At 71.9% G+C, this 13,068-nt stretch carries 12 protein-coding genes; 1 reads left to right on the top strand and 11 read right to left on the bottom strand.

Annotated elements, in window-relative coordinates:
- Positions 1–96 precede the first annotated feature (96 nt).
- The 11 genes from AB0L74_RS11515 to AB0L74_RS11465 all read right to left on the bottom strand — a co-directional run bounded on the left by AB0L74_RS11515 (position 97) and on the right by AB0L74_RS11465 (position 11,576).
- Entirely contained in the window at positions 97–2,949 is a 2,853-nt protein-coding gene (locus AB0L74_RS11515; RefSeq protein WP_365648950.1) for a DEAD/DEAH box helicase, read from the bottom strand.
- 156 nt (positions 2,950–3,105) lie between these two features.
- Positions 3,106–4,011 (bottom strand): twin-arginine translocase subunit TatC, encoded by a 906-nt coding sequence (gene tatC / locus AB0L74_RS11510; RefSeq protein WP_365649521.1) that lies wholly within the window; start codon positions 4,009–4,011, stop codon positions 3,106–3,108.
- 93 nt (positions 4,012–4,104) lie between these two features.
- Complete coding sequence (tatA, locus tag AB0L74_RS11505; protein ID WP_164395128.1) at positions 4,105–4,383, bottom strand: Sec-independent protein translocase subunit TatA; 279 nt, start codon at positions 4,381–4,383, stop codon at positions 4,105–4,107.
- A gap of 246 nt (positions 4,384–4,629) precedes the next feature.
- Complete coding sequence (locus tag AB0L74_RS11500; RefSeq protein ID WP_365648946.1) at positions 4,630–4,824, bottom strand: hypothetical protein; 195 nt, start codon at positions 4,822–4,824, stop codon at positions 4,630–4,632.
- A gap of 34 nt (positions 4,825–4,858) precedes the next feature.
- The gene (locus AB0L74_RS11495; protein ID WP_365649519.1) at positions 4,859–5,119 is read right to left on the bottom strand and encodes a hypothetical protein; all 261 of its coding nucleotides are present in this window, start codon (positions 5,117–5,119) and stop codon (positions 4,859–4,861) included.
- Positions 5,120–5,148: 29 nt separating this feature from the next.
- Entirely contained in the window at positions 5,149–6,249 is a 1,101-nt protein-coding gene (locus AB0L74_RS11490) for a WYL domain-containing protein (protein WP_365648943.1), read from the bottom strand.
- Positions 6,250–6,265: 16 nt separating this feature from the next.
- Positions 6,266–7,219 (bottom strand): WYL domain-containing protein, encoded by a 954-nt coding sequence (locus AB0L74_RS11485; RefSeq protein WP_365648940.1) that lies wholly within the window; start codon positions 7,217–7,219, stop codon positions 6,266–6,268.
- A gap of 167 nt (positions 7,220–7,386) precedes the next feature.
- Positions 7,387–7,758: an FKBP-type peptidyl-prolyl cis-trans isomerase gene (locus AB0L74_RS11480; RefSeq protein WP_365648938.1), complete on the bottom strand. Its 372-nt coding sequence runs from the start codon at positions 7,756–7,758 to the stop codon at positions 7,387–7,389.
- Between the two features lie 59 nt (positions 7,759–7,817).
- On the bottom strand, positions 7,818–8,819 hold the full coding sequence (locus tag AB0L74_RS11475; protein WP_365648935.1) for an FKBP-type peptidyl-prolyl cis-trans isomerase: 1,002 nt from the start codon (positions 8,817–8,819) through the stop codon (positions 7,818–7,820).
- Positions 8,820–8,951: 132 nt separating this feature from the next.
- Entirely contained in the window at positions 8,952–10,313 is a 1,362-nt protein-coding gene (pafA, locus tag AB0L74_RS11470; protein WP_365648932.1) for a Pup--protein ligase, read from the bottom strand.
- A gap of 9 nt (positions 10,314–10,322) precedes the next feature.
- Positions 10,323–11,576: an MFS transporter gene (locus AB0L74_RS11465; RefSeq protein ID WP_365648929.1), complete on the bottom strand. Its 1,254-nt coding sequence runs from the start codon at positions 11,574–11,576 to the stop codon at positions 10,323–10,325.
- A 68-nt stretch (positions 11,577–11,644) separates the two neighbouring features.
- On the opposite strand from AB0L74_RS11465, the gene AB0L74_RS11460 reads away from it, so the two are divergent.
- The gene (locus AB0L74_RS11460) at positions 11,645–12,706 is read left to right on the top strand and encodes a LacI family DNA-binding transcriptional regulator (protein WP_365648926.1); all 1,062 of its coding nucleotides are present in this window, start codon (positions 11,645–11,647) and stop codon (positions 12,704–12,706) included.
- The last annotated feature ends 362 nt before the right edge of the window (positions 12,707–13,068 follow it).

Here is a 13,068-nt window from a genome sequence, read left to right as displayed (position 1 = left end):
CGTCGGTTCGGCCCCGTGAGGGGGCCCGGAGGGGTCCCGTGCGGAACCCGGCCCGGGCCCGGCCGCGCGTCGCGCCGGGGGCCCGGCCGCCGGACGCTATCCCACCGAGGAGTAGGCCACCACACCGCGCAGCAGCTCGTCGACGGCCTTGCGGGCGTTCTTCGGCACCGTGGAGCCCTCGGCCGGCGCGGCGGCCGCGATCTGGCCGAGGACGTCGATGACCTGCTTGCACCAGCGCACGAAGTCGCCGGCCGGCATCTCCGCCTCCCGCAGCACCTCGTCCAGGCCCTTGCCGGACGCCCACATGTACGCCGCCCAGGCGAACCCGAGGTCGGGCTCGCGCTGGCCCACCCCCTCGGTCTGGCTGATCCGGAACTCCTCTTCCAGCGCGTCGAGGCGGCCCCAGATGCGGACCATCTCCCCCAGCGCCGCCTTGGCCCGGCCCGAGGGCAGCTTGGGCGCCATCGCGTCGTCCGCGACCCGGGCCTCGAACACCAGCGCCGAGACGCAGGCCGCCAGCTCGGCGGGGGCGAGCCCCTCCCAGACGCCCTCGCGCACGCACTCGCTGGCGAGCAGATCGAGCTCGCCGTAGAGCCGGGCGAGCCGCTTGCCGTGCTCGGTGACCTCGTCGCCGCGCAGGTAGTCCAGCTCCGTCAGCAGCGCCACGATCCGGTCGAAGGTGCGGGCGATGGTGTTGGTGCGGCCCTCGATACGGCGCTCCAGCTGCGAGGTGTCGCGCAGCAGCCGGTGGTACCGCTCCGCCCACCGGGCGTGGTCCTCACGATCGTCGCAGCCGTGGCAGGGATGGGCGCGGATCGCCTTGCGCAGCCGGGCGATCTCCCGGTCGTCGGCGGCCTGGGAGCGGCGCTTGCGGTGCCGCTCCGGCGGGATGTGCCCGGCCTTGGTGCGCAGCGCGGAGGCGAGGTCGCGGCGCGACTGCGGCGAGCGCGGGTTGAAGGACTTGGGGATCCGCATCCGCTCCAGCGGCTCGACGGGCGCCGGGAAGTCGATCGCCGCCAGCCGTTTGACCTGCCGCTCGGCGGTCAGCACCAGCGGGCGCGGGCCGTCCTGGTGGTCGAAGCCGCGGTGCCCGTTGGACCGGCCGGCGGGCAGCCCGGGGTCGAGCACCAGCGCCAGGCCCGCGTACTTGCCCGCGGGTACGTGGATGACGTCACCGGGCTTCAGCTTCTCCAGCGCGACGGCCGCCTCGGCCCGCCGCTGGGCGGCGCCTTGCCGGGCCAGCTCGGTCTCGCGGTCCTTCAGTTCGCGGCGCAGCCGCGCGTACTCCTCGAAGTCGCCGAGGTGGCAGGTCATGGACGCCTTGTAGCCCTCCAGTCCCTCCTCGTTGCGCTGCACCTGCCGGGAGATGCCGACCACCGACTTGTCGGCCTGGAACTGCGCGAAGGACGTCTCCAGCAGTTCGCGCGAGCGGTGCCGCCCGATCTGCTCGACCAGGTTGACCGCCATGTTGTACGACGGCTTGAAGCTGGAGCGCAGCGGATAGGTGCGCGTGCCGGCCAGGCCCGCGAGGTGCTCGGGGTTCATGCCGCGCTGCCACAGCACCACGGCGTGCCCCTCGACGTCGATGCCGCGGCGGCCCGCCCGGCCGGTGAGCTGGGTGAACTCGCCGGGGGTGATGTCGGCGTGCTGCTCGCCGTTCCACTTGACGAGCTTCTCCAGCACCACCGAGCGGGCCGGCATGTTGATGCCGAGGGCGAGGGTCTCGGTGGCGAAGACGGCCTTGACCAGGCCGCGTACGAACAGCTCCTCCACGACCTCCTTGAAGGTCGGCAGCATGCCCGCGTGGTGGGCGGCGATGCCGCGCTCCAGGCCCTCCAGCCACTCGTAGTAGCCGAGGACGTGCAGATCCTCCGCCGGGATGGAGGAGGTGCGCTCCTCGACGAGCGCGCGGACCTGCTCCCGCTCCTCCTGGCCGTTGAGCCGCAGGCCCGCGTACAGGCACTGCTCGACGGCGGCCTGGCAGGCGGCGCGGCTGAAGATGAAGGTGATGGCGGGCAGCAGCCCCTCGGCGTCGAGTCGCTCGATCACCTCGGGCCGGCTCGGCGTCCACACACGGGAGCGCTGCCTGCGCTCCCGCTCCCGGTCGGCCTCGCGCATGGACCGGCCGCGCCGCCGGTCCGGATAGGACGGGCGGCTCGCCTCCATCCGCGCCATCCGCATGAGGTCGGGGTTGACCGCCTTCTTGTGGCCCTCGCCCTCCTCGAACAGGTCGTACATCCGCCGCCCGGCGAGCACGTGCTGGAACAGCGGCACGGGCCGGTGCTCGGAGACGATCACCTGGGTGTCGCCGCGCACCGTGTCGAGCCAGTCGCCGAACTCCTCGGCGTTGGAGACGGTCGCCGACAGCGACACCAGCGTCACGGACTCGGGAAGATGGATGATCACCTCTTCCCACACGGCGCCCCGGAAGCGGTCGGAGAGGTAGTGCACCTCGTCCATGACCACATAGCCGAGGCCGAGCAGGGTCTGGGAGCCCGCGTACAGCATGTTCCGCAGCACCTCGGTGGTCATCACGATCACCGGGGCGTCGGAGTTCACGCTGTTGTCGCCGGTGAGCAGACCCACCTTGCCGGTGCCGTAGCGGCGGCACAGATCGGCGTACTTCTGGTTCGACAGCGCCTTGATGGGTGTCGTGTAGAAGCACTTCTTGCCCTGCTGGAGGGCGAGATGGACGGCGAACTCGCCCACGATCGTCTTGCCGGAGCCGGTGGGCGCGGCGACCAGCACGCCCTTCCCGGCCTCCAGGGCCCGGCAGGCCTCTATCTGGAACGGGTCGAGGCCGAAGTCGTACATCTCGCGGAAGGAGGCGAGCGCGGTGGCCTGCTCGGCAGCGCGCCTGCGAGCTGCCGCGTACCGCTCGGCCGGTGAGAGATCCTCTGTCATCGTACTTTCGAGCGTACCGGGCCCCACCGACAACGAGACGATCATTATGCGGACCCGGCTGCCGGGACCCGGGCATAACCGGGCAACGGCGCCGGCCCGGGGCCGGCCGGGGAGTCCGGCCGGCCGCCGGGAACGCCGTGAGGGGCCGGACGGTCTGCCGTCCGGCCCCTCCTCCATGCCGCTCGCTTCGCCGCCGCGGGCTCAGGTGACGTCGTCGTAGCCGCCGTGCCGGGTCGACGGGGTCCCGTCGACGGCACCGCTCGCCTGCTGCGGCAGGGCCGGCGACGCCGGGACGGGTTCGACCCCGCCGATCGGCTCCGGCGTGAGATCGAGATGCGACGCCTCGTCGTCGTCCAGTTCGGCGTCGGGGTCGGCGCGCCGCCGGCGCCGGTCGTTGAGCAGGGCGAAGGCGACGGCCATGAAGTACAGCACGACGATCGGCCCGGCGAGCGCGATCATCCCGACGGGGTCCGTGGTGGGCGTCGCCACAGCACCGAAGACGAACACGCCCATGACGACGCCGCGCCACCAGCCGATCATCCTGCGTCCGGTCACGGCACCGGCGACGTTGAGCATGACGAGCACCAGGGGCAGCTCGAAGGCGCCGCCGAAGATCAGGATCATCCGGACGACGAAGTCCAGGATCTTGTCCATCGGCAGGATGTTCGCCGAACCGTCGGGCGTGATGCCCAGCAGTACGCGCATGCTGATGGGCATGATCGTGTACGCGAGCCAGCCACCGCCCAGGAAGAGAGGTACGGCCGCCGCCACGAACCAGTACGTGTACTTCCGTTCGTGCTGGTGCAGGCCCGGCGCCACGAACGCCCAGAGCTGGTAGAGCCAAACGGGGCTGGCGAGGACGATGCCAGCCATGAGGCACACCTTCACCGTGGTGGTGAAGGGGGACAGCAGGTCGGTGTAGGCGATGACGGCGCAGGCGCCACCGGTGGACTCGCCCAGGCCCTCGGTACACCGCGGGACGGGATCCGACAGGAAGGTCATCAGCTGCTGGCTGTAGAAGACGGCCACCACGGTGACGACCGTGATCGCCAGCATGCCTTTCGCGAGCCGGTTGCGCAGCTCACGCAGATGCTCCACCAGGGGCATCCGCCCCTCGGGATCCTTCACTTTCTTGCGGGCAGACTTGAGCAACCCACGTCCTCATCTCGTGCGGCGGGCCAGGGGGTCACCGGCCCTGCGTCAGCGCTTGGTGGTGTCCGTCGGCTCGGTGACCGGGCGGGAGCTGGTCACATCGCCGGGGGCGGCCTGGATGGTGCGCTGCGCGGGCGGCTCCTCACCGTGGGGCGGGCCCGCCGGGGCGGAGGACTTGTCCTCCTCCTTCATCGCCTTGGCCTCGCTCTTGAGGATGCGCGCGGACTTGCCGAGCGACCGTGCCATATCCGGAAGCTTCTTCGCGCCGAAGAGCAGGATGATGACGACGAGGATCAGAATGATCTCGGTAGGTCCGAGCCTTCCCATAAGTCTTTACCTTCTCACCGAGGCGGCTGTGTGGGGTGCTGTCCGATCAGTCGGACATGCGTCCGATCGATCGTGCTGTGCAGCGATCGTAACGCTCGGGGGTAAACGTGAGGCAATCCCCGTGCGTACTCCCGTCCGCGCCCGGGCCTCATTTTCCGGGCGCGACCAGCAGCGTACCTGCCGGGACCGGCGCGATGACAGGGCGAAGCGGCCCGGACCGCGACTTACGCGAGTCCGGTATGTCACTCAGAGCGCGTCCACGGAGCGGGCCGTACTGACGGCGGCGCGCTCCAGGTCCTCCGCCGCCCGGTTGATCCGGTGCGCCGCCTCCGTCACCTGCCTGCCCAGCCGCCGCGCCTCCACGAACACCCGTACGGCGAACACCGCCAGGACGGCGAGACCCAGAAACCCCACGGCAACCGCGAACATCGGCCAGAACATGCGGCCGAGCCTAGACCGTCCCGCCGCGGGCGTCCTAAACGGTGGAGTGCAGCCGCAGCGTCCGCACCCCGCCGCCGGTGAGCAGCTCCACGATCCGCTCCCCCGCGGGCTTGCGGACGGCGGCGCCGCACTGGGGGCAGGTGAACGAGTAGAACGTGGTGCGGCGGGTGGCGCCGATGGCGAGCCGCAGGGCGCTCGCGGCGAGCTCGAACCGGCCCCGGCAGTCGGGGCAGCCGGCCCGGAACACCACCGGGGAGACGCTCCTCATCCCGGCGAACGCGGACGCCGCCGTCATCTCCCGCGCACCCGGCCGCACCGACTCGCTCAACGTCCCCGCCCCTGCCCGTCGTGGTCTTCGTCACCCGGCACTGGGCGGGCCGGCCGGTCCTCGGGAACCGCGCCGGGCACGCCCGGCCGCGTGGCCCCGGCCGCCTCCGCCGCCTCGATCCCGTCGTACGCCGCCAGCGCCTCACGGGCCGCCCGGCGGGCGCTGTCCGCGAGCTCGCGCGGTGAGACGATCCGGCCGTCGCGCCCCAGCCGCAGGGCCAGGCGCCGCAGCGAGGCCGGGTCGGGAGTGCGCAGGGTGATGCGCAGACCACCGTCCGGGAGCTCCTCCGCGCTGTCGTGCGGGTAGTACTCGGCGACCCAGCGCCCGCCCGGACCGACCTCGACCACCACCTCCGGGTCCTCGGCGGCGGGCTGCACGAGCCCCTCCGACAGGTCCCGCAGCTCCGTCTCCGGCGGCGCGGACGGCGCGTCGAGGATCCTGATCTCGGCGACCCGGTCGAGCCGGAAGGTCCGCCGCGCCTCGGAGCGCCGGCACCATGCCTCGACATAGGTGTGGCCGACGCTGACCAGGCGGATCGGGTCGATCTCGCGTTCGGTGAGCTCGTCGCGGGCGGGCGAGTAGTAGCGGATCCACAGGCGGCGCCGCTCGGAGATCGCCCGGTCGACATCCGCGAAGACGCCGCCCTCCGACTCGAAGGTCACCGACAGCCGGGAGGAGGCCCCGGCCGCCTCCCCGGCCGCGGCCTCCACCTTGGCCGTCGCCCGCAGCAGCGCCTGCCGGTCGCTCTCGCGCAGGCCGGGCAGGGTGGCCACGGCACGCGCGGCGACCAGCAGCGCGGTGGCCTCGTCGGCGGCCAGCCGCAGGGGCTCGGCCGCCTCCGCCCCGAGGGCGGCGGGGTTGTGCCACCAGATGCGCTCGCCGTCGGTGTCGATGTCGAGCAGGTCGCCGCCGCGGAAGCTGGTGCCGCACATGGGCAGCACGTCGAGGTCGGAGACCAGCTCCTCCTCGGAGATGCCGAAGGCGCGCGCGACATCCGCGATGCGGGCGCCGGGACGCTCCTTGAGATACGTCACCAGCGACAGCATCCGCCGGGTCTGGTCGATGGCGTTCACGGGCCGGACCGGTTTTCCTGCCATGTTCGTCCGCTCCCCCTCAGCCCTTGGCCACGGCACGCAGCCGGTCCACCACGTCGGCCCGCAGCTCGGCGGGCTCCAGGACCACCACGTCCGGGCCGAATTCCACCAGCCAGGCGTCCAGTCCGTGCCCGTACGGGATCTCCAGCTCGTCCCAGCCGTCGCCGCGCTCCCGTACGGCGGTCGCCTTCGCCCGCAGCGGGTAGCCGGCGCCCGAGCGCAGCCGGATCCGCGCGGTGCGGTCGGCGGTCTCCCCGGCCCAGCTCGCGACGGTCTCCCGGACGGTGACCACGTCGGGCACCGGGGCGGTGTACCTGCCCCCGCGTGAGCGCACCCTGCCGGTGATCCGGGACAGCCGGAAGACGCGCTCGGCGCCGCGGTCGCGGTCGAAGCCGGCCAGGTACCAGTGGCCCCGCCAGCACTCCAGCGCCCACGGCTCGACCGTGCGCTGCTCGGGGTGGGCGGCGTTGGACTTGCGGTAGTCGAAGACGACCGGGCGGCGGTCCCGGCAGGCCAGCATCAGCGGCTCGAAGGCGGCCTCGTGCACCGGAATGCGGGGTTCCAGGGCGCCGTGCGCCTCGTACGGGTCGACGTCCTCCGGCAGTCCGGCCGCGCGCAGCTTCTGGAGCGCCCCGCTGGCCGCGCCCGCGAGCCGGGCCTGCTGCCACACCTTGGCGGCGAGCCCCAGCGCGGCCGCCTCCTCGGCGTCGAGGGTGATGGGCGGCAGGCGGTTGCTGTCCCGGCGGGCCAGGTACCCGATCTCGCCGTCGACGCTCTCGACGGTCTCGATGACCAGTCCGAGCTCGCGCAGATCGTCCTTGTCCCGCTCGAACATGCGGTTGAAGGAGTCGTCCGACCCCGCTTCCAGGTAGGCCTCGATGGACTCACGCAGCTCGCGCTTGCTGAGTGGCCGCCGCGTCCCGAGCAGACACAACGCCAGGTTCATCAGCCGCTCGGCCTTGGCAATGGCCATCGATGCCCTTCGCCTTCCCTATGGTGCTTCCGACCGATGACCGTACCGCTCCGCGGTGCCGTGGCAAAAGCCGAGGGCCCATGCCCGGACAGGCATGGGCCCCAAGTGATCGGCTCCGGTCGTACTCGGCGCGAAGGGCGCACCGGACCACGCCGGCCGTACGGCGATCAGACCCCGAGCAGGTCGACGACGAAGATCAGCGTCTCGCCGGGCTTGATCGCGGGGGTCGGGCTCTGGTCGCCGTAGGCGAGGTGCGCCGGGATGGTCAGCTGGCGGCGGCCGCCGACCTTCATGCCCTGCACGCCGAGGTCCCAGCCCTGGATGACGCGGCCCGCGCCGAGCGGGAAGCGGAAGGGAGTGCCCCGGTTCCAGCTGGCGTCGAACTCCTCGCCCGTGCTGAAGGCGACACCCACGTAGTGGACGGTGACGGTCTGGCCCGCCTGCGCCACCGCGCCGTCGCCCTCCCAGATGTCCTTGATCTCGAGATCCGCCGGGGGCGCGCCTTCGGGGAAGTCGATCTCGGGCTTGTCGATGGTCACGTGTTCAGCTCCTGCTTGTCTGCGGAAAGGCAACGGGGACCAGTCTTACATCCTGCCGATCACATCTTCGCCAGGATGTCGACGGAGAACACCAGCGTGGCGCCCTTCTCGATGCCGCTGCCCTGCGGCGGGTTGTCACCGTAGCCCAGGTCCGGCGGGATGACGATGAGGACCCGGCTGCCGACCTTCTTGCCGGTCAGACCCTGCGACCAGCCCTTGACGACCTGCTCCAGCGAGAACGACGTGAGCTGGCCCCGGCCGTACGTGGAGTCGAACTCCTTGCCGTTGCCCCACTGCACGCCCTTGTACTGCACGAGCACGCTGTCGTCCGCGGCCACCTGCGCGCCGCCGCCCTCGATGACGTAGTCCGCCACGAGCTTCTTCGGCGCGTCCGCCTTCGGGATCTCGATGGAGGGCGCCTTGCCGTCGGTGTTGGTGCCGACCTTGGGCAGGTCCTTGTTCTCCTGGGCGACCTCGGTCCCCTTGGCGGAGCTCTTGGCGCTGAACGTGTCCTTCACGTCGACCACGAAGACCAGCGTGTCGTCGCCCTTGATGCCCGCCTGCTCATTGCCCTGCGTGCCGTAGCCCCAGGTGGGCGGCACCGAGAACATCACCCGGCTGCCGGTCTTCTTCCCGGCGAGCGCGTACCGCCAGCCGTCGATGATGGCGCCCTGGGCGAGCTGGATGGCCAGCGGGGTCTTGCGGTCGTAGGAGTTGTCGAAGACCTTCGCGGTGCTCCAGACCTGGCCCAGGTAGTCCGCCACGACGTAGTCGTTCTCCGCGACCGTCCTGCCGCCGCCGGTGACGACCGTCTTCACCGCGAGCTGCTTCGACGGGTCGCCGCTGCCCTTGGCGACCGTCGGCTTCTGGCCGAACTCCGCGCCCGCGGTGATCGCCGGCAGCGGACCGTCGACGATCTTGGGCGGCGGCGCCGCGGAGGTGGCCGACGCCGAGGGCGTCGCGCTGGCGTCGGTCTCACTCGTGTCGGACTCCTCGTCGCCGCATGCGGCGAGCGTGACCAGTCCAGCGGGTACGGCGATGAGAAGTGAGCGTCGGCGCACGGTGGGGGCCTCGTAATCGGTCGATCTTGTGGTGGGCGTGCGCGCAACTCTACGGCGTGAGAAGGGCGCCGTACGGGAAACGTGCGGCGCCCGTGTTGCGTTCCGGCTTTCCCTCCCGGTCCTTCCGGAGCGCTACATACCGGCGATCAGCTTCTCCACCCGGTCGTCCACGGAACGGAACGGGTCCTTGCACAACACCGTGCGCTGGGCCTGGTCGTTGAGTTTGAGGTGGACCCAGTCGACGGTGAAGTCCCGGCGCTGTTCCTGGGCCCGGCGGATGAAGTCGCCGCGCAGCCGGGCGCGCGTGGTCTGCGGCGGGACGGACTTGCCCTCGAAGATCTTCAAGTCGTTGCAGACCCGGGCGGCTTGGCCCTTCTTCTCCAGCAGGTAGTACAGGCCACGACGGCGGTGGATGTCGTGGTAGGCGAGGTCTATCTGGGCGACCCGCGGATGCGACATGGTCATGTTGTGCTTGGCCCGGTACCGCTCGAGGAGCTTGTACTTCATGACCCAGTCGATCTCGGTGTCGATGCGGTCGAGGTCCTCGGTCTCGATCGCCTCCAGGGTGCGGCCCCACAGCTCCAGCACCCGCTCGACGGTGCCGGTGCGGATACCGCGCCGCTCGCAGAAGTCCACGGCCTTCTCGTAGTACTCCCGCTGCACCTCCAGCGCGGAGGCTTCGCGGCCGCTGGCCAGGCGCACCTTGCGCCGCCCGGTGATGTCGTGGCTGACCTCGCGGATCGCCCGGATGGGGTTCTCCAGGGTGAGGTCCCGCATCACCGTGCCGGCTTCGATCATCCGCAGCACCAGATCGGTGGCGCCGACCTTGAGCAGCATGGTGGTCTCGGACATGTTCGAGTCGCCCACGATGACGTGCAGCCGGCGGTAGCGCTCGGCGTCCGCGTGCGGCTCGTCGCGCGTGTTGATGATCGGCCGGGAGCGGGTCGTCGCGGAGGAGACGCCCTCCCAGATGTGCTCGGCGCGCTGGCTGACGCAGTAAACGGCGCCGCGCGGCGTCTGGAGCACCTTGCCGGCGCCGCAGAGCAGCTGCCTGGTCACCAGGAACGGAATGAGGATGTCCGCGAGCCGCGAGAACTCCCCGTGCCGGGCCACCAGATAGTTCTCGTGGCAGCCGTAGGAGTTGCCCGCCGAATCGGTGTTGTTCTTGAAGAGGTAGACGTCGCCCGCGATTCCCTCCTCGTGCAGGCGTCGTTCCGCGTCTACCAGGAGTCCTTCCAGAATGCGCTCGCCCGCCTTGTCGTGGGTGACGAGTTCGATCACGTTGTCACATTCGGGTGTGGCGTATTCCGGATGTGACCCCACGTCGAGATAGAGGCGGGCGCCGTTGCGCAGAAAGACATTGCTGCTGCGGCCCCATGACACGACACGGCGGAAGAGGTACCGCGCCACCTCGTCAGGCGACAGGCGGCGCTGTCCCCTGAACGTGCACGTGACGCCGTACTCGTTCTCCAGCCCGAAAATGCGGCGGTCCATGAGTGAACATTACGCCCGATCCCCGGAGCTGAAACGGGGTTCGACAGCACGGTTCGGATCATTTTCCGAACCGGCCGTGACCACCGCGGTCGGCACGGGTGCCGCCAGTACCCGTCCGGTGGCCGCCAAAACCAGCAGGGACACGCCGCCCGCCATCCACGGCACGGCGAAGCCCCACAGCGTGCCGCCCTCCTCGACGACCGGCCCCGTCAGCCCCGTCCCCACCGACGCGCCCACGGTGAACGTCGTCACCAGCCAGGAGAACGCCTCGGTGACCGTGCCCCGCGGCGCGTGCCGGTCGACCAGGACGAACGCGCAGGCGATGGCCGGCGCCAGGAACACGCCGGCGACCACCGTGAGCAGCACCATGCCGACCGGGCCGGGCATCAGCATCAGCGGCATGTAACACACCGCCAGAAGGGCCACCAGCGCCGTCAGTCGCCGGGCGGGCTCCCCGGCCCACTGCCGGGCCCCGTAGACGGAGCCGCCGACCAGTGCCCCGAGCCCCAGGGCGGCCATCAGCCAGCCGTACACGGCGTCGCCCCCGTGCTCGTCCGCGTACGACACGGCGGCCACCGTGATGGAGCCCAGCGCCATCCCCACGCACAGGAACGCGGCCAGCAGCGCCAGCAGCCCGGGCGACCGCAGCGCGCCGAGCCAGTGCGCCTCCCGGGGCGCCGAGCGCCACGCGCGCGAGGGCGGCGACACCACCACCGACAGGGCGCCCAGCACGCCGACCGCGTTCAGGACCAGCAGCGCGACCTGCGCCGACCACAGCGACACGCACAGCGTCACGAGCAGTGGCCCGACGGTGAACATCACCTCCTGGGCCACGGCGTCCATGGCGTACGCCGTGTGCACCTGCCCCTCCTTGCGCAGGACGCTGGGCCACAGGGCCCGCAGCCCGCCCTCCAGCGGCGGCGTGAAGAGCCCCGCGGCCGCCACCGCCGCGTAGGCGACGGGCAACGCCCCGGCACCGGCGAACGCGAAGACACCCATGGCCAGCCCCGACAGCACGGCGGCGGGCAACTGCACCCGCGGCTGCCCGTACAGGTCCACCAGCCGCCCCAGCACCGGCTGCCCCACGGCGTTGGCGACGCCGTACACCGCCGCCAGCGCGCCCGCGAGGCTGTACGTGCCGCCCTCCGCCCGCACGAACAGCACGATCGCGATCGCGGCGGTGGCGTTGGGCAGCCGCCCCACCAGCGTGCCGACGAGCAGCCGGGTGGCATGCCTCGCCCGGAGGATCTCCAGGTATCCCATGACCGGCCCTGCCTTCCCCTCGCCCGACACGCGAGGTGTTACGTATAACTACCTCACTCATACGTACCATGTCCGCTGTTCGCCAGTCCAGACGAAAGAGCAGGCCCACGGTGGCACGAGGCAGCACCCGCCCCACCAGCCGGGACGTCGCGCAGGCCGCGGGTGTCTCCCAGGCCGCGGTCTCCCTGGTCCTGGGCGACAAGTGGCGCGGGCGGGTGTCGGAGACGACGGCGCAGCGCGTCCGCGAGGCGGCGCACACCCTCGGCTACCGCCCGAACCTGGCCGCGCGCAATCTGCGCCTGGGTCGTACCCGCACGGTTCTCCTGGTCGTCCCGGCGCTGACCACGGAGTTCTTCGCGGGCGTCTACACGGGCGCCGCCCGGGTGGCCGCCGAGCACGGCTTCGGTGTCGTCCTCTACCCCTCACCCGAGGGCATCGGCCCCGCCCGCGACCCCTTCGCCTCGGCGCAGGCCGCCCTGGACGGCGTCATCGCCTCGTCCATGGCCGCCGACGCCCTGACGGCGATCCGGGGCGACCAGCTGCCGCTGGTGATGCTGGACAGCGATCCGGGGGGCAGCCTGGGCGCGGCCACCGTCAATCTGGACATCGCGGACGGCATCCGGCAGGTCGCCGACCACCTCCTGGCCCAGGGCCACCGCCGCTTCCTGCACCTCGCCGCGGACGTGGCCTCGTGGACCTTCGAGGTCCGCGCCCGGGAACTGGCGGCCCGCCTGGCCGGCACCCCGGGCACCGAACTCGGCACCGTCCACGCCCCCATCTCCATCGAGGGCGCCCGCACGGCCGCGGAGGCCGCCCTCACCCGTCCCGGCCCGCGCCCCACGGCGCTGGTCTGCGACGACGACCAGCTGGCGGCCGGCGCCTACAAGGCGGCCCGCCGCCTGGGCCTGCGCGTCCCCGAGGACATCTCCGTCACCGGCGTGGACGACCTGGCCCTGGCCACCGCGATCGACCCCGAGCTCACCACGGTCCGCCTGGACGCGGAGCTGTTCGGCGCGCGCGGTATGCGAGCCCTCCTGGCGGTCCTCGGGGGCGACGCCCCCGAGGCCGGCGACATCCCGGTGCGCCTGGTGGTGCGGGGCTCCACGGCCCCGCCGAGGCGAGACGACTGACCCCGGCGTTCACGCCGCTGCCGACGCCGGGGTGACCACCGGACGGGCCGCGCGGCCCGGCGCCATCAGATTGCCGCCCGCACCCACCCGTGCCGCCCTGGGGGCACCTCCCAGGCCGTTCAGGCACTGGGGGAGGCGCGACTGCCCGCAGCCGGACGACCCGGCCGCACCCACCAGCCTCCGGCTGGACGGCGCCGCGGTCGCCCGCGGCGGGAAGGGACGTGCCGGGGGGTGTCCGCCCGCAGCGGTTGGCGCGTCGACCCGGGTGCGTTGGTCACCGACCGATTCCCGCCGCCGCGGGCGACGCCGTGCGCAGCCGCCGCGCCTTCGTGCACGCCATCCGGGAGCGGGCCGAGCGGGCC

It is taken from the genome of Streptomyces sp. NPDC052020 (genome assembly GCF_040680575.1).
Taxonomy (GTDB): domain Bacteria; phylum Actinomycetota; class Actinomycetes; order Streptomycetales; family Streptomycetaceae; genus Streptomyces.
The sequence above is the reverse complement of the archived record's forward strand: the minus strand, read 5'-3'. Positions and strand labels throughout refer to the sequence as shown.